The sequence below is a fragment of the Synechocystis sp. IPPAS B-1465 genome (assembly GCF_003015225.1).
Classification (GTDB): Bacteria; Cyanobacteriota; Cyanobacteriia; order Cyanobacteriales; family Microcystaceae; genus Synechocystis.
In genome coordinates, this window is record NZ_CP028094.1 from 3,022,698 (window position 1) to 3,044,791 (window position 22,094).

The window sequence follows — 22,094 nt, forward strand, 5'->3', positions numbered from 1 at the left end:
ATTGAAATAACTATGTTGAAACAACTATCAAAGTAGTTAGTCCGGGTACCAAAACATGCCCTTAATGCCTTCTGGGTCGAGCACAAAGCCCAAACGCCGGTAAAAATCCACCACCTGGGGATCGGCGAACAGGGTGATATTGCTAATGTCGTAATGGCGTAATTTACGGATGATGTATTGCATCAGGGCCTTACCCAAGCCCTTGCTCTGAAGACTAGGATGGATCACCACGTCCCACACGGTGGCATTGAAAGCATGGTCGGAAGTAGCCCTGGCAAACCCCACCAATCGACGCCGATTGCCCTGCATTTCCCACATGGTAACCACCAAAAAACTACACTCTACGGCCTTTTTGACTTTGCGAATTGGCCGCCGGGCCCAGCCCACCGCATCACATAATTCCTCCAGCTCGTAAAGGTCAATGTCCCGCTCAGTGGTGAAAAATATCCGGGCTTTATCGCCGTTATCGGTGGGAAATTCTTCTGCCCCCGTTGGGCCCAGGGATGGTGAACTAGTTGAATCGGGATTAAAAAAGCGTTTCCAAAAAACCATGCCGTTGGGCGTTCAAGAACAAGCTGGGGTGGACAAACGGAAAAACGGTGGGGGCAATGAAAATGGTGATAATTACCTTCAAACCTTAAGTATAAGCTTTGATCGCTTCCCCCTGGTGAATCTCTAAAAGCCCAAATCCTCCCTGGCGATCGCCGCTTCGGCCAATACTTCAGCATCGGTCTTGTTTGGCCAATCTTGGCAACCAATTTCACTGTAAAACTGCTGGTCGTAGGGCCGGGTCCGCACCACCACCGGCATGGGTACTGCATGGCCTAACACTAAAGCCTGTTGTTTGGAATCTAGTTTGGCCAGCACAGAGCGTAAATTTTGCCCCCCCGCCACCCCGGTAAAAATGGCTTCAATGTCCTTTTCGTCGTTGAGTAGACAGGTAATACGGGTGCCAATTTGGGACATAACTTCATTGTCAATGCCCGATGGCCGCTGGTCCACCACCAACAAAGTAACAAAGTATTTCCGCATTTCCCTGGCAATGGTGCCAAAAATAGTCTGGTGGACAATGGCAGAATCCAAAAAGCGGTGGGCTTCTTCAATGGTAATTACCAATTGCCTGGGGCGATCGCCAACGTGTTTAGTTTGGAGAAATTTTTCTGCTTTTTTAACGTAAATGCTATGGATACGCCTGGTGATCATATTGGTGGCCAGCATATAGGAAAGCAAATTAGACTGGGAGCCAAATTCAATTACCACATGTTTGCCTGCTTCTAAACATTGCAACAGTTGGTCGATGTAATTATGGGTGCTGACTTGTTTGAGATATTTTAAATTTTCTAGTCGTTTTAACTTGCGTTGCAAAGACATGATGGAGCCGGGGTGCCCTTGTTTTTCTTCACAAAAAACCTTAATTTCTTCATTGCTCATCACCAGTAAACGGGAAATCCAACTAGAGCCAAACTCAGAAAATAAAATATTGGCATTGTCCAACGCCGCCTCTGACAAACCTAACTCAAAACCAACTAAACGAATATCTTCAATTTCAATTTGATCAAAACTTAAATAGAGTTCCTGGGCTCCCCTCACTCCCCGTCGCTTGGTGGACTCCGCATCGAGGGTAAAAATTTCCACTTCCCCCGGAAACAATTGCCGCAGACCCTTAACAGTGGAAACGGTTTTGCCTTCCCTCATCGCCTCCCAACCATACTCCGAGTGCATGTCAAACATCAAATTGACCGCCGCCTGTTTGTGGATAATGCCAGAAATTAATAATCTGGTTAAAAAAGATTTCCCTGTACCCGATTTGCCAAAAACTCCATTGCTCCGTTCCACAAAACGGTCTAAATCTAAACACACTGGCACCGCCATATCCAACGGTTCCCCAATGGCAAAATTGCGTCGAAACGGATCATCTTCCCAACCAAATACCAAACGAAAATCCCTTTCACTGGCTTCAAAAACCTGGCTGAAATGGGCCGGAATAGTTTTCACCGGCAGTAATTCCACGTCTGCATTACTATTAGCTTGATAGGAAGCCAAACCATTGCCATTACTCTGGCGATCGCCTTGACCGTTCATCTGTTCAACTGAACTTTCCCCATAACTCGAGTCCTTTTCTGACTCCGTTAACATTAACATGGGTGCTAATTCTAACGTGCCGTAGGTGCCACTGCCGGCCAATACATCAATTAAAAAATCATCGTTAATGTTAGGGGGATTAGCCAAAATCCTTGGATTTGCCGTTCCTAAAGAAACATCGGTGAGCAAACAAAAAAAGCGCGATCGCCTACCCTGAATAACTAAAAATTTCCCCACCCGCATTTCTTCCACGGAAACATCCGCATGGAGACGCACTTCCAAGCCTTTACTGAGGGAACCTTGGGTAACGGAGCCGAGGGCATGGTCTGACATAAATTCTGGGGCGGGTCAAAAATGGGGACAACGGTGGCGATCGGTTAATATTCAAACCTTGTGGTTAGTACTATTTTGTCATCCTACCACCTTAACCTCATCTATCTTGCGTAAGTCCTGACGAACTGATTATTGATTTACAGAGCTTTCGTCTCTTCATTGCTATGTAAATTTTTGCTAATCTTGAGATGCCATTGCTTCTATCATAGTCATTTTTCATAAACTAGACCTGAGAATTATTCATTCGGCTCTTGAGTTGCACCACATTCTTTACAATGGGGCAAATGTTGATAAGTAAGGGCATGACAGCTCACGCATTCAACATATTGATAATAACCACAGTGGGGACAATAGGAATCCTGGGGACGAATTCGCTTTGCACACTTTACACAACTGGATTTTTGAAATCGTTTAGCTGCTTGACTTTTAGAATTAAAAACAACCCTTTGGAAAAATTTGATAACTCCAAATCCCACTAAAGGAATAAGTAGAATATATAGGTAACTAATAGCAAAAATTAATCCACCAAAGACAGCTTGAACAAAATTTAAAATGAGGTCAAAAATAAGACCAAATTGTAGAAATTCAAAGACCTTTAAAATTAGCGGTATAAGAAAAATAACTAGCAGGTGCCAACTAATCAAAGCTACTAATCCATAGCCTTTTTTCACTGCAACGCTATGAACCCAAAGAGCAGTTAAAATTAGGGGGGTTAAAAAGAGAGCCTGGAAAAAAAAACGAATAGTGGGATACCAAAATACTGCATTGATATAACTCTGATTTAATTCCTCCCAGATATCTTTTTGATTAATAAATTTAAGGAAATTAATGCTTTCTGGCTTTGCCAAAATTTGCTGTTCTAAGCTAGCAATTTCTTGTTCAAGGCTAGCGATTTTAGCAATATTTTGATTTAATTGTTGCTTGGCTTTTTCTGGGGGAGTTTGATTAATTGAATTTTCTTTGCCTTGACCAGCAATTTTTTCTAATAGTGTCGAGTCATATTGGGAACGAATGGTATTATTAGATTCTTCAAGCTCATTAATTTGAGCTACGGTCTGGTTAATTTTGATAATAAAATTTTGATTGTCAGTGGTTTGAATTTTATCGTGATATTGGGCGTAGGTTAAACAAACTTGGCTAACTTGACCAAGATGGCCTCTTTCTGATTCTCTGAAACTCTTCTCTAAACTGTATTGATCAATAGGGTCAGTGGCAATAGCTTCGCGAATAATTTGAAGGTTTTTGTCAGAAATGGTTTGGCTTTGATAATTTTGCCAAGAAGCATGGCAAGGATAAGCTAAATTAGGGGCAAGATACCATTGGCCAATATCTTCTATTCCATTAAAAACATTGATAAGGATAAAAATATCAATAAGAATGATTACGATTAAGCTAACCTTGTTGAGAGGTTCATTCTTAACTGTTCTGGATTTATTCCAGAATTGATCAAATAGCCGACGAATGGAATTAAACATGGGGGTAATTAATTGTTACGTTAAGTTTTTAAATTAAACGTGGGAAGCCATGACCCAGTATCATGAATAAAAATCAGAATTGCCCCAGGGTTATTGCTAGGCAAAGTAAGGATAGGGATCTTCGCTTTTGCCCGGTTTCAATTGCCAAAACTAATTAGTTTATTAATTGTGCCATCTAATTTGTTATCCCCTACCATTCTGGCAAATAGCTTAACAATTTTTTTCAAATACTTGCTTTTTTTTAACTAGCTCCGAGAATTACTCCGGCGATCGCCATAATCTCATTAGCTAGAAAACTAGGAGTGCCTAACAACAGACTTACCCGGATGGAGTTACAGTTTTGTTAAGATTAGTTACAGGTTAATCCGGCAGGGAAAAGTTAATATTCTTGACGACATTGCAAGAACGGTCGAGTTAATGCCACATAACAAATTAAATGTAGTAGACAAAGAACAGAGTTAGGATACAAACCTTGAAATACCATCTACCATGGAGCACAAGCCAAACGAGTTTGTGAAACGAGCCATGAAAATCGATATCATTATTGTCTACATTCAGCGATATCGAAAGGGACATGAGGTTCATTTTGTCCCGCCGCTGACTGGTATCCATCTTGCTGCCCTGACCCCGGCAAAACATACTGTTCGAGTTATTCACCAACAGGTTGAAACCGTAAATCTAGACAGCGAAGCTGATGTAATTGTCCTCTCCTTCTTCAGTGGTTTTGCCCCGGAAGCATATCGCTTAGCAACGGAATATCGAAAACGGGGCAAGATAACAATCGCGGGTGGTCCTCATGTAACTTTTGCCCCAGAGGAAGCTCTGAGATTTGTGGATAGTATTGTCATCGGCGAAGGGGAGTCGGTCTGGGAGCAAATTTTCCAAGATATCGAACAGAACACTCTTCAGCAGCGATATATTGGTGAAGCAATTCCCCTCACAAATATCCCCACTCCCCGGTACGACCTGTTACCTCCGCAGTACTTCATTCGACGGGTTGTTCAAGCCACTAGAGGATGTCCATTTACCTGCTCATTCTGCACTGTACCCGTTCTCAATCCCGGCTTTCGTACTCGCCCTGTCGAGGCGGTGCTGAACGACATCCGATACAACAAATTCAAATGGTGGTGGCAACGAAAAACTGTCTGGTTTTGGGATGATAATTTGACGGCAAATAGACCCTATATCAAAGAACTTCTGCGCCAGATGATACCCCTGCGAAAGTGGTGGTTGACCCAAGCAAGTATGGATATTACCAAGGATGACGAGCTGTTAGATTTAATGCGAGACTCTGGTTGCATCGGAATTTTTTTCGGGATTGAGTCATTTGGCCAGGAATCCTTGGAGGATGCGGGAAAACGCCAAAACAAAGTCGCAGAATATCAAGGCAAAATCAAAAAATTGCATGACCGTGGCATTGGCGTGATGGCTGGTTTTATTTCCGGTTTGGATGGAGATACCCCAGAAAGCATCCGGGATATGGCCAACCAACTGGAGGAAATTGGTGTTGATGTGCCATTTTTGAGCATTCTTACTCCTTTTAAAGGCACGCGTTCATACTCAAAGATGATGGATACGGATCGGTTGCGTTCGGATTTGGGGTGGGAGTTTTACAATGGCTATAATGTCACATTCGTGCCCAGTAAAATGACCCCTGCAGAGCTTTTAAAAGCCCACCGAGATTTGTGGAGATCAGCCTTTAGCCTGCAAGCAATCTTTCGTCGGATTGGTAGATCCTTATTTACTTTGCGCGGGGGGGCAATGATGATGTGTAGCATCATGAATCTCTTCTACGGGCTAAAAGCTCTCACAAATAATGAACCGATTAGCTTTGAAGGAACGGATGAATATAAATCAATTCGGGAAACTATCGATTTGATTCCATACAGTCGCCAGAATTCACTAAGTTGATGAGCGCCAACATCTTTGCTGGTTACTAATGGAAAGCAAAGTCCACCCCGCTAAAACTTAGTTTTTTGTGGGGTCATTGGTCATGGCGATCGCCAAAAACTCTACTATGGGTCAACCCTTAACTGTTTTGATTAGCGACAAACCGATCAACCAGTTCAACATCAATAAATTGTCTTGATCAGCTCAGGGGCCAGCAGAATCCCTCCCAAAATAGAAGATGTTAATTGTCCTTGACCTCCTCCTTGAGTGTCAATTTTTGTTCGTTTTATCTATTTTTTTAGGGCACTTTTCGTCAAACCTATTTCCCTTGCTATTTGGCTTATAGGCTTTCCTGAATCTTCGACAATTTTTACTGTCTCCGATTTCTGTTCATCTGTAAATGTTCGTCTTCGTTTTTGGCTCATTTGGACATTCTCCTTGATTTTCGACTCTTTGGATTTGTCCACTTTTTTCAGTCAAGTTCAGTCCTCGTTAAGGGTAGGGAAATGAATTTGTGAAGAAAGAATTCCTTGACTAGGGCTAAAAATAGGTGGCGTTTGATAGACCGTTAATTGCGATAAAACTTGAATAACAGGTTGAATTGCACTCATTGTGATATTCCTCGTCTTTGGCAGAACTGTAGAGTTATCGGCCCATGGGGGAAAAGTTATTCAATGTACCTCAACAAAATTAATTTACTGGGCTGAAATCCTTACCCTATCAAAGCTTTGGACATTAATATTTCACTATTAATTTACTGGGCTGAAATCCTTACCCTATCAAAGCTTTGGACATTAATATTTCACTTATCTAGGGCTCATTCAATGGGAGAGAAAAAATATTTTACTGATTTTGCATAACTTTTTAGCCCCGCCCCCGATAACTATTTGACGGTGGATCAAATCCTGGACCCGAGGCGATCGCCTGTTGGAAGGAAAGTTGCAGATCGGGGATAGTTACCCCCTGTCGTCCTGCAAATAACATCGCTGCTAGTTCTTGGCCATAGGAGGCTTCACTGTGGCCAGAGTAAACAAACAGATCAAAACCTGGCGATCGGCGCAGAGTACGACTAAGTTGGCCATAGTCTGGCTGTAATAGTTCGGTAACTTGCACCCTCAAGCCCCTATTTTTAGTCAAATTAGCCAATATCTGGCGATCGGGTTCGAGGTCAATGCCATCACTGTTGCCAATCAGATGCAAAATTCGCAGTTCAGGGCATAGGTAACGGTGGAGCTTGGCGGTGAAATTAGTGGGATGGGTAACGGAAGTTGGGGCAGGAGTGAACGAGTATTGACAGGTATTAACCGCACAATGGATTTTTGGTGAGGCTGATTGCAGTAGGGGCCATTCCTGCCAGGGTAATTTAGCTAAAATCGCCGCTGTTTCTGGGCTGGTTTGATACAGAGATTGACCTATCTGCAAAATCAACAAAGTTTCCCCATCGGACTGGGAAAGACAGCGCAGTATTTCCTTTTCTAAATTTTGCCAAGCGGGTAGGGAAGAACTCAACCATTGCACCATGGCTTGGCGGAGGAGCTTTCTTTCCGTTCCCTGGCCTTGATACTGGTAACTGGTGGCAACGGCTTGGGTGCTAATGATCCTAATGCCCCGACGGCGATGGGCTTGCCCAGGGCGAGGACTGGTGATTTCCAAAGCCCAATCTTGGTACAGCTCCGCTAAGGGGGAAGTTATGGGGGGTAAAGTGCCGTAGAAATCCCTTTGCACCGTGGTGACCGAGGAACCATCTATCCGTTCCACATCCAACGCCACCGTAAAACCAGACTGAAAATCACCATTAATGACCTTGAGCAGAAGAAATTGCATTGCCATCAGATTTTTTTGCACCCTAAAGATGAATATCTTCCGTTACAGCTAATTCTCCCAGGGATACCCGAATGCGAAAATCACTGCCGGGGTCAATCTCTAGGCTCATTTTGAGGAGATTTTTTCCCCCTTGTTCTTCCTCTCCAACCCCAATACTGTCAATTAACTGGTCATCGGTGGTTAACAATGCCAATGCTAATCCTGCCGGTAAAGTTTGTGTTGATTGCAAAGGTTGCAACGTAATCAAACCGGCAATGGTATGGTCACCCCTAGGCATCAAAGAAACGGTTAACGTCAACGGGATTTGCCCTAAAGCCAGGTCATGGGCAATGGTTTTGGTAACACTATGCACCGCCTGGGGATGTTTGGCATCAATGCGGGCTAGGGTGCCAGCGGCTAACCAGCGGGTATCTTCATTGTTCGTGCCATCAATGATTTCCACCAATTTGGCGATCGCCTGGGGTTGATCATTTTCGGTGGCTAATTCCCCCAGAGTAATAATTAATCTTTGCTTGGTAGCCTCATCCTTGGCTCCCTGAAATTTGTCGATAATGCGCTCCACTGTGCCCAAGCTACGGACAGGAATTAACTGGGGTACCCATTGCTCCGTTCCCAACTGCCAAGTGGTAGTGGTAACCCGTTCCACCCAAGTTTGAATCACGTCTGTCACCCGATTAACGGCATTTTGCACTACTTCCACTGGGGCGAGAACCATTGAAGCTTGTTCCGCAGTGGCAATAACCCGGAATAGTCCTTCTATGGGTTGTAACTGTTGTTTAGGCACTATTTCCGCAGTAAAAGATTCTAAAAAACCGAATATTTCCCCTTGGCGCAGGTCTTCACTAATTTCCACCACCGCATAGCCTAATCTGTCCTGCCAACTTTCCGCCCCAAAATAAATTTCCTCTTCTTGGTGACCAATGCCCCGACATTCCAAACGACCGAGATTAGGTAGGTAAAGATCAGCCACTGTTTCCCCTAAATGGATTGGTGGTTGACGGCTATAACTTTCCCCCTCGTCATAATCAATGCCGTAGATCTCCAACCAATGGGCGATCGCCCTAACGGCCAAAAGGTTTTTAATGAGCCGTTGAAGTTTTTCTCCCTGGCAACCAGATTGGAGGGCAATGGTTTTCACCCATTGATGATCCGCTGAAGTTAGGGGAATTTTCAAATTATTATCGATGGCAACCATAAATATTTCCTAAAAGTAATTAATAGCGAATACAAATACTACAAAAGTGATTTAATCTTCTACAATTAGTTATCGGCTCTGGCTCAAATTTTTATGCACAAATTGCAAAATATGGGGCAGTAGCTGAAATTCGTAAAACCGCTCCAGTTCCCCCGGCTCCACTCCTAACGATTGCGCCACTTGGGTTAGTCCCTGCCTCGGCTTTCGGATGGTCAACAGTAGCTCCTGCAACAGCCTTTGCCCTGTAATCCCTGGTTTTTGAGCCAAGCGAAGTTCCCTTAAAGTTGACTCCGTTTCTATCCATTCCTGCAATTGTTGTTCAAATTGGTTTTGCCTCAATTCTTTCTTTCCCAACAGTCCCCGCAGATGCTCACAGGGATTAATGGGGGTATCGGGTTGGATAAAGTCATAATTGCTTTCCATAAAGGCGATTAACCTACCGCGGCACTGACGCTCGTAGAAACTGCTCAAAGTGGCGATCGCCACCCCATATTCTTTTGCCAACTGATTCCACTCCACTTCCTCGATAAAACGCTTTTGCAGTAATAATTGCGCTGTTATTGTTGGCTGGTTTTTAACCGTCACCCCAACTAATTCCTCCTCTAATTGCAACCAGTCTTCTATGCCCCGACGCATAATGTCAGCGTCTTGTCCGTAGGAAGGGGAGGTTATCATGGCCAGCAGATCTTCCCGATCATCCTCGGATGTACTGGATTGGACTTGTTGCCGTTGTTGATATTGCTTTTCCCGTTGGGTCTTGAACTCATTTTTGAGCCGGAAGTTTAACCAAGTAGCTACCTGGGCTTGCTGGGCGTTGTAGTCCCGATAACGACGATAGAAATATTCCAGGGTCTTCAACCACGCTTCAGCGTAGGCATCCTGGTACTGCTCTTCGTAATTACGCCATAGTTTTTCCGATGCTTCCAGTATTCCCATAGCCTGGGCGAGTATTTCCCTTTCACACAGGGTTTTTTGGATAGGGTCAAGGCCATCCCCGGACAATTTTTTCGCCTGTTCAATGAGGAGTTGGAGTTGCAGGTTTACATCATCCCCAGCAATGCGGACTACTTCGCTGAATATTTGTCTCAGAATTTGCTTCCGCTTAGCACTAACAGGAGATAACTGTCCCAACCTCTGGCGATAATAGTCGAGGGAACAATGATCTTTTTCCATGGCTACATCCCCAGATATTACCGTTGCAATTCAAAACTGCTATTTTACTTTGTTGGCGATCATTTCTTTTTGGGGTGATATACCAAAACTTGCTATACGACATCCGATACAACAAATTCAAGTGGTGGTGGCAACGAAAGACCGTCTGGTTCTGGGATGATAATCTAACCGCAAATAGAAACTATATCAAAGAACTTCTACGCCAGATGATATCTCTGTGAAAGTGGTGGTTTATCATGCTCCCTGTTATACTACAGAGGAAGATATTACTTAATCTTTACTTTATTTACTAAAGTGATCTTTTAGGCATTTAAGTCTAAAAGGTCGTTGTCAAAAGTTTCCTTAGTCAGGGATAGTAAAGGCTCTGAGAGGAAAGATTCAGATAGTTCTGGAGATGATAGAGTTGAGACTTTATAAGCAGATTTTAAATGCTTCTCACTCACTGTTCAGTCCCTATCATTATCATCAAGCTTTACAAAACGCTGTTTTGGCAAGTCAACATTTTGAAGAGGTTAGAGCCATGACGGTTTTATCTTTATTCTATTTGTACTATTCTACGCCATTTTTGAGCCTAGTGCATGGTGATTCAAGTTCTGAAAAAGCAGCTTGGCTCAGTTGTGTTAATACTAACCAAGAAAAGATGCAAAAATAGGCGGAACACGCCCCAATGAATTACTTGCACAAATATCATCTAGTTGAAGCAGAAAAAGCGCGGGTCTTAGGGCAATTCTTTGAGGCTGAAGAGTTTTATGAGCGAGCGATCGCAGGTGCTGCTGAAAATGAGTTTATTCAAGAAGAAGCATTGGCTTATGAATTAGCGGCTAAACATTATCTAGCGCGAGGTCGAGAAAAAATTGCTCGAACTTATATGAAAGAAGCGCACTATTGCTACGATCGCTGGGGCGCAAAAGCTAAAGTTAAAGACTTAGAAAAACGGTATCCACAATTACTCAATTCCAACTTGATTCGGCAATCAACTTTGACTGAGGGAATGATCAGTCATTCGACCGCCGTGATGAAAGCGGCTCAAGCCCTCTCAGAAATTATCCATCTTGATCAATTGATTGCCAGGTTACTGTTGATGGCTCAGGCAGCAATTTCACTAGAAAATGCTCGGCTGTATGAACGGCTAGCAAACTATGCCAAAACACTGGAAAGGAAACTAGAAGAGCAAACTCAAGCATTACAGCAGGAGATCATCAATCGCGAACGAACAGAAGACGCATTACGACAAAGTGAAGCGAATTATCGCAATCTGCTACAAACCGCGAATTCAATCATCATTCGCTATGATCCGCAAGGACGGATTCACTACATCAACGATTATGGGGTAAAACTCCTCGGCTACAAAGAACATCAAATCTTAGGACGAACCTTATTTGAAACCATCATTCCGGACATCGAAATCTCTGGGCGTGATGTCAAACCTATGGTTCACAATTTACTTCGCAACCCTCAATCGTACCCGCAAGGTGAGGGTGAAAACCTGTGTCGAGACGGTCGGCGCGTTTGGGTTGCCTGGTCGAATCAAGCTATTTTCAACGATCGGGGAGAGGTGGTTGAAATCTTATCGGTGGGCAATGACACCACTCAGCGTAGACAAGCAGAAGAGGCATTACAACGTAGTGAAGCTAAGTTCCGCAACATCTTTGCAAATTCGCAGGTTGGTATCTACCGTAGCCGTATCGGTGATGGCTTAATTCTCGATGCCAATCAACGCTTTGCCGATCTGTTTGGCTTTGATTCACCCCAAGAGATGATTGGGATTGAACACACTACAGGCTATTGGGTCAATCTCAGCGATCGCCAACAAGGCATTGAGGTGATAAAGCGGGATGGGGAAGTGCGAAATTATGAAGCACAGATGCGAAAACGAGATGGGACAGTGTTTTGGGGACTTTTCTCTTCTTATCTGAATGCAGCCGATGACTACATCGAAGGGGTGATTGCAGATATTAGCGATCGCAAACAGGCAGAAGTCGCGTTGCAAGCCTCTGAAGCGGAACTGCGGGCGCTCTTTTCAGCCATTCCCGATCCGCTATGTATCATCAATGCTGAAGGGCGATTGCTCTGCACAATCAAAGGAACTTCATCTTATGGAGAGGAGTGTACTGGCAAAACGCTGCATCAACTTTTTGCCAAAGAACAAGCTGATGAATTTCTGGATTACATTCAGCAGTCGGTGAGAACTCAACAAGTCCTCACCGTTGAATACAGTGATTGGATCGCTGGACGAGAAGTTTGGTTTTCGGCTCGCATTGCCCCGATTCGACATGAGCAGGTGATTTGGCTGGCGCGAGATATTACGGCGCAAAAGCAAGCAGAAGCCGCCTCGATTTTAGAAGAGCGCAACCGCATGGCACGCGAGATTCACGACACACTGGCTCAGGCGTTTACAGGCATTCTGGCTCAGGTGGGAGCGGCAAAGCAGGTGCTAACGGATGATGTAGAAGCATCTCAGGCACATCTAGATCTAATCAAAGAATTGGCGCGAACTGGACTGACTGAAGCGCGGCGATCGGTAGTAGCGCTCCGCCCTCAGCTTTTGGAGGGGGGCAGTTTACAAAGCGCTCTCCATCATCTCGTCGCTCAAATCAGAACTGCCGCAATGGATACCACTTTGTATTGTGAGGTCAAGGGGACAGCCTATGCTCTATCAACTGAAGTCGAAAGTAACCTACTGCGGATTGGGCAGGAATCGTTAACTAATGCAATTAAACACGCCAATGCTGACGAAATCCGAGTGCAGCTAGTCTACGATTGTGATCGATTCTGCTTGCGCGTGAAAGATAATGGACAGGGATTTGGAGTTGGTAGTATTCCAGCCTCTGAGGGCTTTGGCTTACTCGGCATGAGCGAGCGAGCAGAGCGCATCGGCGCACAACTAACCATTAGGAGTCAACCTGGACAGGGAACAGAGATTATTGTCACCGTCATTCGGGAGTAAAATCACGATGAGCCAAGCCACGACTATTCGGGTTTTGATTGCGGACGACCATGCTATTTTTCGGCAAGGATTAGCCACGATTATTAACCGTGACCCAGATATGCAGGTGATTGCCCAAGCCGAAAATGGGGAACAAGCAATCGCGCTATTTGAGGAACACCAACCAGATGTAACGCTAATGGATCTGCGAATGCCTGAAGTGGAAGGAGTTGCTGCTATCAGTGCAATTTGTGCGATCGTTAAATTTGCTCGAATTATTGTCCTGACCACGTATGATAGTGACGAAGATATTTATCGGGGATTGCAGGCAGGAGCAAAAGGATATCTGTTGAAAGAAACTGAACCTGACGAGCTTCTGAATGCGATTCGCACCGTTCATCGGGGTCAGAAGTATATTCCGCCCGATGTAGGAGCAAAGTTAGTTCAACGTCTCAGCAATCCGGAACTGAGTGAAAGAGAACTAGAAGTACTCGGCTCACTGGCGCAGGGCATGAGTAATGCCGATATTGCGACCGCTTTAAGTATCGGTGAAGGTACTGTTAAATCCCATGTCAATCGGATTTTGAATAAGTTGGATGTCGGCGATCGCACCCAAGCTGTGATTGTTGCCGTTAAACGCGGCATTGTCAGTTTGTAAGGTGTACTTTCGATCAGACTAGGATTCTAACTTAAGTTATAACCAGCCTTTTACTCTACGATGGCATGGTTGCTCCATCAATTTATACTATAAAAATTTTAACTTGCTGTAGAAGACGGTTTGAAGGCGATTGCCTATATTGAATTTATGCAAATAGAGACGCAGTCAAGTAATCGAGCAAGTTAATTGCAAGGTTTCATGTCTGATATAGATGTAGAAAAATGAGCAAAGATCGCAACCACGGTTCCTTACTTGTACCACCTTCAACCCAAGATTGGATGCAAGGTGTGCTGAGTGCCAAGGTCGTACTGGTGATGTATGGAGATTACCAAGACTCCAGAAGTGCGGATGTTTACAAGCTGATTAAAGTCATCAAACGAGAGCTTAGTGCTTCTTTTGGAGAGGATTATTCATGCTTTATCTTCCGTCATTTTCCGCAAGTACAGATCCATCCTCATGCTCAACGAGCCGCCCAAGCTGCCGAAGCCGCTGCTGCCCAAGGACAGTTTTGGTTAATGAATGATACCTTATTTGACCATCAACAAAGGTTGGAGAATGGTTATCTTGTCGAGTACGCCAATGATTTAGGACTTGATATTCCTCAATTTCTCAAAGAGTTGGCTAAACAAGTGCACGTTGATCGCATCAAGAAAGATATTGAAGGCGGTTTACAAAGTGGAGTGATGGCTGTTCCAGCACTTTTTGTTAATGGAATTCTCTATCGCGATTGCTGGAATATTAAACAGTTGATCGCAACCATTATTGCTTCAAGTTACTAGTCTCCCCAATCTTTGCCTCCAATTCATACTTAGGAAATTCCAATGCCTTACGTTACTGTTGGTCAAGAAAATTCTGCAACCATTGATATCTATTACGAAGATCTTGGGGCCGGTCAACCCATTGTTCTGATTCATGGATTTCCCCTCAACGGCGATTCCTGGGAAAAGCAGGTCTTGGTGCTCCTAAATGCAGGGTATCGAGTGATTACCTACGATCGCCGAGGATTTGGTGCTTCCAGTCAGCCCTCATCTGGCTATGACTACGATACCTTCGCCGCCGATTTGCATACACTCATGACCAAGCTTGACTTGCAAAATACTGTGCTGGTCGGTTTTTCAATGGGAACAGGTGAAGTCACACGTTATCTTGGCAAATACGGCTCAGAGCGGGTGCAGAAAGCTGTGTTGATGGCTCCAGTACCGCCCTTTCTGTTAAAAACAAACGACAATCCTGAAGGCGTTGACCAAAGCGTTTTCGATGGCATTATGAAAGCGATTGTTGACGATCGTCCAGCTTATTTCTCTGCCTTTTTCAAAGAGTTCTTCAATGTTGATGTGCTGCTGGGTGAGCGCATCAGCAATGAAGCAATTCAAGCCAGTTGGAATGTAGCAGCAGGGGCTTCTGCTAAAGGGACTTTGGACTGTGTACCATCCTGGCTCACCGATTTTCGTGATGATCTGCCCCGCATTGACGTGCCGACTCTGATTATCCATGGCGATGCAGATCGCATTTTGCCCCTGGAGTCCACCGCTGCAAGACTGCCAAAGCGGATTAAAAACAGTCAGCTTGAGATTATCCCTGGCGGACCGCACGCCATCAACTGGACTCATGCTGATCAGGTAAATCCCCTGTTATTGAACTTTCTTCAGTAGGAATAATCAACTACTACATTTCTGACTTACGGGAGAACTCTGTGATTCATCCATTGAATCAGGCTCACGTTAGTCTAGATGGAGTTTTGTAAATCAACAAGTTGAGTTCTGAGGACAAAAATGTTGGCGGTGCAATCGCATCTTTACTTACTGAAGATAATTGCTGAGTAAATGCTCAGAGAATTTAAGTCTTTAGCGGCATATTTCTTTAATTCACCCTCACTAAAACACAAGGAAAACTCACCATGTTAAATATAGAAAATAAAGTAATTGTCATCACTGGAGCCAGTAGCGGTATTGGTGAAGCCACCGCGAAACTGCTCGCCCAAAATGGTGCAAAAGTTGTTTTGGGGGGACGGCGGATAGACAAGCTAGAGAAGCTAATTAAACAGATTCATGCATCTGGTGGGACAGCAGAATTTAAAACGGTTGATGTCACCGATCGCCACGATGTAAAAGCATTTGTTGAGTTCGCCAACGACAAATTTGGCCGTGTCGATGTCATCTTTAACAATGCTGGCGTGATGCCCCTGTCGCCGATGAATGCCCTGAAAGTCGAGGAATGGGACAACATGATTAATGTGAATATTCGTGGCGTGCTTAATGGCATTGCAGCGGGCTTGCCAATTATGGAAGCGCAAGGGGGCGGGCAAATCATCAATACTGCCTCCATTGGTGCCCATGTGGTAGTGCCCACTGCAGCAGTTTACTGTGCAACCAAGTATGCGGTTTGGGCAATTTCTGAAGGACTGCGGCAGGAATCACAAAACATCCGCGTCACCACCATCTCTCCGGGAGTCGTTGCCACTGAACTTGGCTCTGATATCACCGATGAGTCATCCAAAGGCTTGTTAGAAGAACTTCGCAAAACCGCCCTTACCTCAGAGGCGATCGCCAGAGCCGTTTTATACGCTGTTTCCCAGCCGGACGATGTTGACGTCAATGAAATCATAGTCCGACCGACGGCCAGTACGTTTTGAAGAGAATCAATCAAAGCATAGGAGCGTTATCACCAACACAAAGGACATTGTTGTAATGAAACCATTTCATCTTTTAGCTGTTATGGCGCTTATTCTCACGGTAGGCTGTAACGCTGTCGGACAAACTTCTGTTCACAATGAAACATCAGCACCAAGTAAAAAGAGCGAAGTTGCACTGGTTACAGAGGGTTCACGCGGGTTAGGAGCGGCGATCGCCACTGCCGAGATCTTCTGCTGTTATCGTTCCCGTTGTTTTCAACTTGCTTACAATCCCGACGATGGTAGTTGCTGGCATGAGCTAATAGGATAGATCATCTGGAGATTAAACCAATGGCAATTCTGAAACAATTAGGGATTTTATTTGGATTGGGCATTGTGGGAATTGTGATGTTCACGATCACATCTATTCCTTTAGTCGAGCAACAGTTAGCGAAACTGTCTCCAGAAATACTGGAAAAAGTGCCGCCATTGTGGATTTTAATGCTTCTGCAAGGAATACAGTATTCAATTCTGCTGACAATCAGCATTCTGATCGGAATTGGCTGTGCCTATCGTGTTGGATTAAGCTCCCATTTGATTGATCATTGGGTGTTTCATACTGCTAAGTCTCCATCTTTTGCTGTTGAGATGAAGTGGAGTCTGGGTATCGGTGCAGTGGCGGCCATTGTTATCTTGTTGCTTGATCGGTTGATGCAACCTGCCCTACCTGAAACGCTACGGGCAGCAAATAATACAGAACCAAATTGGTTGAATTTGCTCACAGCAATGTTCTATGGTGGCATCACTGAGGAAATTCTGATGCGCTGGGGCTTAATGTCGCTGCTTGTTTGGATAGCGTGGAAAGCCTTCAAACAAGGCACTACATTGCCCAGTCAAGGAATTTACCAGGGCGCGATCGTTCTAGCTGCGTTGGTATTTGGACTACTACACTTGCCCGCGACTGCCGCGATCGTTCCCCTCACTCCACTTGTGATTATTCGGGCGTTGTTACTGAATGGGATTGTGGGAATCGCGTTTGGCTGGCTCTTTTGGCAATATTCGCTAGAGGCTGCAATGTTAGCCCATATCAGCTTTCATGTTTTTACCCCTATTCTTAGCGGTTTACTGGCAAGGTTGGCTTAAGTTCTGAAATAGATCTCATAGAGCTATCACTGCCCACAAAGCTTTACCGTGAAAGGTTTTACAAAGAAAAGCTTTAAAGATGGTGAGCGATGCCCACTACTTGAATTGATGCTCAACTCTACAGTTTTAAGATGGCGAATCAAATGATTCAATACAAAGATTTTGCGCCTCGGATCACTGAACGGGGACCCTTCGGCGGACCTTCCGAGTATGAATCTTTCTTGGAGGTTGTTAGGGAGGTCAATCAGTGGATTGCAAGTACGAGTATAAGGATAATCAACGCTGAAACTATTGTTCTACCAGATAGCTTGAAAAGCACAAGTGATGGTGTCTACGGCGTGACGGTCAGTAATGGAGTTTATCCAGTGATGATTAGCCAGGGCGTTACAGTCAACTACTTTCAATGTGTGCGTGTGTGGTACAGAGAATGAGCTTCACCGGAGAACAAATAATGAAACGATTCACTCACTTTCCTGTACCTCGCACTGGAAGTCTGTCTGACAGCGATCGCGCTTGGATACCTAAATCTGCCTTCGGGTCTTCAAACCAGCCTATTCATCGTCGTTAATCCTGATCCCATTGCGACTGACTTTATCCAATAGCAATATTCCTGTACGAAACGTTAATTTGAGTCTTTAAGTCTTCATTTTTTAGTCAAAATTTACTACAACACCCCATCAGGAGGTTTCCAATGAACCGGAAGATTTTAGTAACTGGTGCAACCGGGAGCAACGGTACGGAGATTGTCAAGCGACTCGCAGCAAAGAACGTGCAAGTCCGCGCCATGGTTCGTGACTTTGATCGAGCAAAGAAGATTGCATTCCCGAATGTTGAAGTGGTGGAGGGGAACTTTGATCGCCCTGAGACGCTGTTGGAGGCGCTGGCTGAAGTAGACCGTGCCTTTCTCTTAACGAACTCTACAGAACGCGCAGAAGCCCAACAACTCGCGTTTGTTGATGCCGCTCGTCAGAATGGTGTCAAGCATATCGTTAAACTATCGCAATTTGCAGCCGATGCCCATTCGCCCGTGCGCTTTTTGCGTTACCATGCCGCAGTCGAAGCGGCAATTCAAGGATCAGGAATGACGTACACGTTTCTGCGTCCCAACCTCTTTATGCAGGGCTTATTAAACTTTCAATCGACAATCACGAGCCAAAACGCCTTTTATGCGGCGATCAGTGATGCAAAAGTCAGCGTGGTAGATGTGCGCGATATTGCGGACGTTGCAGTAGTTGCCCTAACAGAAACAGAACATGAGGGAAAGATTTACAACCTCACCGGACCACAGGCATTGACTCATGCTGAGATGGCAGAACAACTCTCGGCTGCGCTCAATCGTCAGATTGCATTTGTCGATATTCCTTCTGAAGTAATGCGCGATCAACTGCTCAACATTGGGATGCCACCTTGGCAAGCAGACGGCGTGATTGAGGATTATGCGCACTACCGACGCAATGAGGCTGCAGCAGTTTCGTCTGGTATACAGGACGCAATTGGTAAAGAGCCGCGCAGTTTTAATACATTCGCCTGTGACTACGCAGCAATGTTTGGCTAGACGAAGCCCAATCAGCCTAGGCCGAATAGTACAGATATAGAGTTGAAGTGCAACTCTGGGGTAAACATTATGATGGTGCAGCATGAAAAACAAGATGAAACAGGACAGTTGGCGATCGCGCCGCGCCTATGGCTCTGGTGGACATTGGCTACTACAATTGCAGGGGCGAAGGAGAAAAGCATTGCGCTGCAAACAGAAGATGCGATTGCTACATCCTCTAGTCAGTCGCCCTAGCGCCAAACCTAAGGATTTAGAAGCCCCTATCGATCATCGTACTGAACAGAGAAAAACCATGAATAAGCCTGAGTTTTTTGTTACCCCCGGCTATGGGGAATACATGCTGAATGAATTGCATTACTCGCAAGCAGTAAAAATTGGCGATCGTGTGGAGACATCAGGTCAAGGTGGTTGGGATGACAACCTGCAAATTCCCGAGTTGCTCGCAGATGAGATTGCCCAGGCATTTCAAAATATAGAGCGAACCCTGGCGGCTGCCGGGGCAGGTTGGGAGCACGTTGTCCATGTCAATTCTTATCATGTTGGTGGGTTGCCCCCAGAGGTGAACGATGTGATGGTCAGGCTATATCGCCATTACATGCCTAACCATGCCCCAATTTGGACACAGGTAGGAGTTGCAGCACTAGGGCTGCCGACAATGCGGATTGAGATCCGGGTTACCGCAATTGTCCCATGAGTTTTGCGTGGGCGGCGCTGTCGCTAGTGCTGCTACCTACACGTAGAACAAAAACTTTTACCGCAGCAACATGGCATTATGAATCATCGTTTCCTTTTACTTGTTTCTTTGGTCGTGGGTAGCGCAGAAATGCTGCTTACTTCACCTGTCTCAGCAGAGCTTAGTAATAGACTACATACTCCACAGATTGCGCAGCGACCGAAGATAAGTAATTCGACCACCTTAGATAATAGGTCTTTGGGCAGTGTAGAAAGGCAAGAGCGATCGGATTGGGCCAGTTTCTTCGATGGCGCTGAGGCTCAAGGAACCATTGTGGTATTAGATCAGCGCGGAGGTGCTCATCAGTTGTGGGTCTACAACCAGGAACGGGCTGACAGAGCCTATTCTCCAGCATCAACGTTTAAGATTCCGCATTCTCTCTTTGCGCTTGATGCCGGGGTTGTTCGTGATGAATTTCAAGTTTTTGAGTGGGATGGAGTGGAGAGGAACTTCGCTCCCCACAATCAAGATCAAACCTTACGCTCAGCAATGCGAAATTCAGCCGTTTGGGTTTACGAAATTTTTGCTGCCGAAATCGGTGAAGCGAAAGCAAGAGAATATCTGACGCAAATTGACTACGGGAATGTAGACTCAAGTACTAGCAAAGGTGCTTATTGGATTGATGGAGCATTAACAATCTCGGCACAAGAGCAAATTCATTTTTTACAAAAGCTGTATCAGAATGAACTCCCTTTTAGGATTGAGCACCAACGATTAGTCAAGGATATTATAATCGTTGAAGCAGGGCGAAATTGGATCCTACGGGCTAAAACTGGCTGGGAAGGGCGCTGGGGCTGGTGGGTAGGGTGGGTCGAATGGCCCACAGGTCCTGTATTCTTTGCTCTCAATATAGATACGCCAAACCGATTGGACGACCTCTATAAAAGAGAGGCAATTACACGCGATATCTTGCAATCCATTGATGCATTGCCTGCGGAAGAAGATCGGAAATAGCTTAAGTGCCAGAATTGAATACTCCATCTACAAAAGAAATAGGCATTGATGCCCCGATAGATGCTAAAGGTTTGCTGTTTACTGATGTAGCAAACTTTTTGAGTTACTGGGCTGCTGTCGGCGTTCTTGCAAAGCCTTGTCAATTAATTTTGCGACCAGCCAGGAGACAGACCGTTCATCTGTCTGTGCCCATTCCTCCAGTTCTCGTTTACGCTCAGCAGGAATGTAAGCAACCACTCGCTCTAAATCCGTTTTGCCCCCCATCTTAAGTCTCACTTTTGCTTTACCTGTTTCTAAGATACCAATAATGGCCCGGCTCGTATCATGCTAGGCTATGCTGTGCTAGCATGAACCAGCATGATAGGACGAGGCTTTAATCTGTGAACCATCAAAATTTGCTTTCAATCACTAGAAATCTTGTGCATCCCCCAATTAGCTCAGGGCTTGTCTTACTTTCGGCTAGAGAATTGGACAAGATGCGGCGGGTGGGACAGCTTGCGGCGAATCTCCTCAATCATCTTGAGTCAATGGTGCAGCCTGGAGTAAGTACACAAGCTTTAAATGATGAGGCGACGCGTTGGATGGAAGATCATGGGGCAATCAGCGCCACCCTTGGCTACGCACCTCCTGGTTATCCCCCTTTCACGGGGGCAATTTGCACCAGCATTAATGAAGTGGTTTGTCATGGAATACCGAACCCAAAGCAAATCCTCAAGGACGGGGATATTATCAATATCGATGTGACCCTCAGGTTGGCAGGCTACCACGGCGACACTTCGAGAACATTTCTAGTGGGTTCGGTATCCGCAACTGCCCGAAAATTAGTTGAAGCGACTCAAGAATCGATGATGCGAGGGATTGCTGAAATCAAGCCTGGGGCAAGAATTGGTGATATTGGTGCGGCAATTCAAGCATATGCCGAGGCAAGTGGATTCTCAGTGGTTCGAGATATGGTTGGGCATGGCATTGGCAGGCAGATGCATACAGAACTTCAAATTCCTCACTATGGCAAACGAGGCAGTGGGTTGAAGCTGCGTCCAGGAATGGTTTTTACGGTTGAACCGATGCTAAACGAAGGGACTTATGAGCTTACATTTCTTGCGGATGGTTGGACTGTAATTACGAAGGACAAAAAACTCTCTGCTCAGTTTGAACACACTGTTGTTGTGACTGAGGAAGGTGTAGAAATTTTAACTCTTGCCTAAATTTCAAGCCGCAATGCCTTTTACGTTTCAAGTAGATGACAAATTGGTACATCGTCTTCTGGGGAAAACGGCGGTAAACCCTTACCCGATAGTCCAACATCCGAAAACCCATGGTGGGCTCAGGCTCCGTTTGAAATTCCAGATGCAACACCAAGTCTTCCGATTGCTCCAAAATTAGGGAGTCAGCCCAAATTGGTTCCAGGGATAATTCCGTCGGACTAAGCTTAGTCAATTTGATTGGTCGTCCCAGCAACCAGGCGGCATAGTCTTCGGAAAAGGATTCGGCGAGGAATTTGCACAGATTGTCAAACATACCCAAATTCTAAGGGCGATCGCC

At 45.1% G+C, this 22,094-nt stretch carries 21 protein-coding genes and 1 pseudogene; 13 read left to right on the forward strand and 9 right to left on the reverse strand.

The annotated features are described in order from the left end of the window. Window positions 1–36 precede the first annotated feature (36 nt). From C7I86_RS14200 to C7I86_RS14210, 3 genes are all read right to left on the reverse strand, one after another. Window positions 37–552, reverse strand: coding sequence for a GNAT family N-acetyltransferase (locus C7I86_RS14200; RefSeq protein ID WP_010873901.1), 516 nt, complete (start codon window positions 550–552; stop codon window positions 37–39). A 123-nt stretch (window positions 553–675) separates the two neighbouring features. Then, complete coding sequence (locus C7I86_RS14205; RefSeq protein ID WP_010873902.1) at window positions 676–2,415, reverse strand: ATP-binding protein; 1,740 nt, start codon at window positions 2,413–2,415, stop codon at window positions 676–678. A 236-nt stretch (window positions 2,416–2,651) separates the two neighbouring features. Then, window positions 2,652–3,890, reverse strand: coding sequence for a hypothetical protein (locus tag C7I86_RS14210; RefSeq protein WP_010873903.1), 1,239 nt, complete (start codon window positions 3,888–3,890; stop codon window positions 2,652–2,654). A gap of 489 nt (window positions 3,891–4,379) precedes the next feature. Here C7I86_RS14210 and C7I86_RS14215 point away from each other — a divergent pair, with 489 nt between their 5' ends. Then, a complete protein-coding gene (locus C7I86_RS14215) occupies window positions 4,380–5,801 on the forward strand; it encodes a radical SAM protein (protein ID WP_010873904.1) in 1,422 nt (473 codons plus the stop codon). Between the two features lie 269 nt (window positions 5,802–6,070). Here the strand turns inward: C7I86_RS14215 and C7I86_RS19530 are convergent, their stop codons facing one another. The 4 genes from C7I86_RS19530 to C7I86_RS14235 all read right to left on the reverse strand — a co-directional run bounded on the left by C7I86_RS19530 (window position 6,071) and on the right by C7I86_RS14235 (window position 9,972). Further along, window positions 6,071–6,205 carry a transposase gene (locus C7I86_RS19530; protein ID WP_048908438.1) on the reverse strand — a complete coding sequence of 45 codons (135 nt, stop codon included), beginning with the start codon at window positions 6,203–6,205 and terminating at the stop codon, window positions 6,071–6,073. Window positions 6,206–6,644: 439 nt separating this feature from the next. Beyond that, a complete protein-coding gene (locus tag C7I86_RS14225) occupies window positions 6,645–7,610 on the reverse strand; it encodes a hypothetical protein (protein WP_020862013.1) in 966 nt (321 codons plus the stop codon). A 16-nt stretch (window positions 7,611–7,626) separates the two neighbouring features. Then, window positions 7,627–8,799: a DUF1822 family protein gene (locus C7I86_RS14230; protein ID WP_010873906.1), complete on the reverse strand. Its 1,173-nt coding sequence runs from the start codon at window positions 8,797–8,799 to the stop codon at window positions 7,627–7,629. A 69-nt stretch (window positions 8,800–8,868) separates the two neighbouring features. Beyond that, window positions 8,869–9,972 carry a hypothetical protein gene (locus C7I86_RS14235; RefSeq protein ID WP_010873907.1) on the reverse strand — a complete coding sequence of 368 codons (1,104 nt, stop codon included), beginning with the start codon at window positions 9,970–9,972 and terminating at the stop codon, window positions 8,869–8,871. Here C7I86_RS14235 and C7I86_RS18775 point away from each other — a divergent pair. From C7I86_RS18775 to blaOXA, 11 genes are all read left to right on the forward strand, one after another. Further along, on the forward strand, window positions 9,971–10,132 hold the full coding sequence (locus C7I86_RS18775) for a hypothetical protein (RefSeq protein WP_158299084.1): 162 nt from the start codon (window positions 9,971–9,973) through the stop codon (window positions 10,130–10,132). The two genes, C7I86_RS14235 and C7I86_RS18775, sit on opposite strands and share 2 nt — an antisense overlap. A gap of 507 nt (window positions 10,133–10,639) precedes the next feature. Further along, on the forward strand, window positions 10,640–12,919 hold the full coding sequence (locus tag C7I86_RS14240; protein ID WP_010873908.1) for a PAS domain S-box protein: 2,280 nt from the start codon (window positions 10,640–10,642) through the stop codon (window positions 12,917–12,919). 7 nt (window positions 12,920–12,926) lie between these two features. After that, window positions 12,927–13,556 carry a response regulator transcription factor gene (locus C7I86_RS14245; protein ID WP_010873909.1) on the forward strand — a complete coding sequence of 210 codons (630 nt, stop codon included), beginning with the start codon at window positions 12,927–12,929 and terminating at the stop codon, window positions 13,554–13,556. A 221-nt stretch (window positions 13,557–13,777) separates the two neighbouring features. Then, window positions 13,778–14,335 (forward strand): DsbA family protein, encoded by a 558-nt coding sequence (locus C7I86_RS14250; protein WP_010873910.1) that lies wholly within the window; start codon window positions 13,778–13,780, stop codon window positions 14,333–14,335. 42 nt (window positions 14,336–14,377) lie between these two features. After that, complete coding sequence (locus C7I86_RS14255; protein WP_010873911.1) at window positions 14,378–15,208, forward strand: alpha/beta fold hydrolase; 831 nt, start codon at window positions 14,378–14,380, stop codon at window positions 15,206–15,208. A gap of 245 nt (window positions 15,209–15,453) precedes the next feature. Further along, window positions 15,454–16,188 (forward strand): SDR family oxidoreductase, encoded by a 735-nt coding sequence (locus C7I86_RS14260; RefSeq protein WP_010873912.1) that lies wholly within the window; start codon window positions 15,454–15,456, stop codon window positions 16,186–16,188. Window positions 16,189–16,518: 330 nt separating this feature from the next. Further along, window positions 16,519–17,310: a CPBP family intramembrane glutamic endopeptidase gene (locus tag C7I86_RS14265; protein WP_010873913.1), complete on the forward strand. Its 792-nt coding sequence runs from the start codon at window positions 16,519–16,521 to the stop codon at window positions 17,308–17,310. Window positions 17,311–18,001: 691 nt separating this feature from the next. Further along, entirely contained in the window at window positions 18,002–18,865 is an 864-nt protein-coding gene (locus tag C7I86_RS14275; protein WP_010873914.1) for an SDR family oxidoreductase, read from the forward strand. A gap of 69 nt (window positions 18,866–18,934) precedes the next feature. Beyond that, entirely contained in the window at window positions 18,935–19,099 is a 165-nt protein-coding gene (locus tag C7I86_RS18780) for a hypothetical protein (protein WP_020862010.1), read from the forward strand. A gap of 58 nt (window positions 19,100–19,157) precedes the next feature. Beyond that, a complete protein-coding gene (locus C7I86_RS14280; protein ID WP_041426059.1) occupies window positions 19,158–19,559 on the forward strand; it encodes a RidA family protein in 402 nt (133 codons plus the stop codon). 78 nt (window positions 19,560–19,637) lie between these two features. Next, window positions 19,638–20,552 (forward strand): class D beta-lactamase, encoded by a 915-nt coding sequence (blaOXA, locus tag C7I86_RS14285; RefSeq protein ID WP_010873916.1) that lies wholly within the window; start codon window positions 19,638–19,640, stop codon window positions 20,550–20,552. Between the two features lie 78 nt (window positions 20,553–20,630). Here blaOXA and C7I86_RS19535 read toward each other — a convergent pair whose 3' ends face one another. Beyond that, window positions 20,631–20,816, reverse strand: a complete 186-nt coding sequence (locus tag C7I86_RS19535; RefSeq protein WP_020862007.1) for a hypothetical protein — start codon at window positions 20,814–20,816, stop codon at window positions 20,631–20,633. A 116-nt stretch (window positions 20,817–20,932) separates the two neighbouring features. On the opposite strand from C7I86_RS19535, the gene map reads away from it, so the two are divergent. Further along, window positions 20,933–21,757 (forward strand): type I methionyl aminopeptidase, encoded by an 825-nt coding sequence (gene map, locus C7I86_RS14295; protein WP_010873918.1) that lies wholly within the window; start codon window positions 20,933–20,935, stop codon window positions 21,755–21,757. 13 nt (window positions 21,758–21,770) lie between these two features. On the opposite strand, the pseudogene C7I86_RS14300 reads toward map, so the two are convergent. Continuing rightward, a pseudogene (locus tag C7I86_RS14300) lies at window positions 21,771–22,070 on the reverse strand (Rpn family recombination-promoting nuclease/putative transposase); the annotation flags it as partial. Window positions 22,071–22,094: the final 24 nt, after the last annotated feature.

Bases quoted from the DNA above. Each gene is read 5' to 3' on its own strand.
- C7I86_RS14200 (WP_010873901.1), bottom strand. From the start codon at position 552: ATGGTTTTTTGGAAACGCTTTTTTAATCCCGATTCAACTAGTTCACCA.
- C7I86_RS14205 (WP_010873902.1), bottom strand. From the start codon at position 2,415: ATGTCAGACCATGCCCTCGGCTCCGTTACCCAAGGTTCCCTCAGTAAA.
- C7I86_RS14210 (WP_010873903.1), bottom strand. From the start codon at position 3,890: ATGTTTAATTCCATTCGTCGGCTATTTGATCAATTCTGGAATAAATCC.
- C7I86_RS14215 (WP_010873904.1), top strand. From the start codon at position 4,380: ATGGAGCACAAGCCAAACGAGTTTGTGAAACGAGCCATGAAAATCGAT.
- C7I86_RS19530 (WP_048908438.1), bottom strand. From the start codon at position 6,205: ATGAGCCAAAAACGAAGACGAACATTTACAGATGAACAGAAATCGGAG.
- C7I86_RS14225 (WP_020862013.1), bottom strand. From the start codon at position 7,610: ATGGCAATGCAATTTCTTCTGCTCAAGGTCATTAATGGTGATTTTCAG.
- C7I86_RS14230 (WP_010873906.1), bottom strand. From the start codon at position 8,799: ATGGTTGCCATCGATAATAATTTGAAAATTCCCCTAACTTCAGCGGAT.
- C7I86_RS18775 (WP_158299084.1), top strand. From the start codon at position 9,971: ATGGCTACATCCCCAGATATTACCGTTGCAATTCAAAACTGCTATTTT.
- C7I86_RS14235 (WP_010873907.1), bottom strand. From the start codon at position 9,972: ATGGAAAAAGATCATTGTTCCCTCGACTATTATCGCCAGAGGTTGGGA.
- C7I86_RS14240 (WP_010873908.1), top strand. From the start codon at position 10,640: ATGAATTACTTGCACAAATATCATCTAGTTGAAGCAGAAAAAGCGCGG.
- C7I86_RS14245 (WP_010873909.1), top strand. From the start codon at position 12,927: ATGAGCCAAGCCACGACTATTCGGGTTTTGATTGCGGACGACCATGCT.
- C7I86_RS14250 (WP_010873910.1), top strand. From the start codon at position 13,778: ATGAGCAAAGATCGCAACCACGGTTCCTTACTTGTACCACCTTCAACC.
- C7I86_RS14255 (WP_010873911.1), top strand. From the start codon at position 14,378: ATGCCTTACGTTACTGTTGGTCAAGAAAATTCTGCAACCATTGATATC.
- C7I86_RS14260 (WP_010873912.1), top strand. From the start codon at position 15,454: ATGTTAAATATAGAAAATAAAGTAATTGTCATCACTGGAGCCAGTAGC.
- C7I86_RS14265 (WP_010873913.1), top strand. From the start codon at position 16,519: ATGGCAATTCTGAAACAATTAGGGATTTTATTTGGATTGGGCATTGTG.
- C7I86_RS14275 (WP_010873914.1), top strand. From the start codon at position 18,002: ATGAACCGGAAGATTTTAGTAACTGGTGCAACCGGGAGCAACGGTACG.
- C7I86_RS18780 (WP_020862010.1), top strand. From the start codon at position 18,935: ATGATGGTGCAGCATGAAAAACAAGATGAAACAGGACAGTTGGCGATC.
- C7I86_RS14280 (WP_041426059.1), top strand. From the start codon at position 19,158: ATGAATAAGCCTGAGTTTTTTGTTACCCCCGGCTATGGGGAATACATG.
- blaOXA (WP_010873916.1), top strand. From the start codon at position 19,638: ATGAATCATCGTTTCCTTTTACTTGTTTCTTTGGTCGTGGGTAGCGCA.
- C7I86_RS19535 (WP_020862007.1), bottom strand. From the start codon at position 20,816: ATGGGGGGCAAAACGGATTTAGAGCGAGTGGTTGCTTACATTCCTGCT.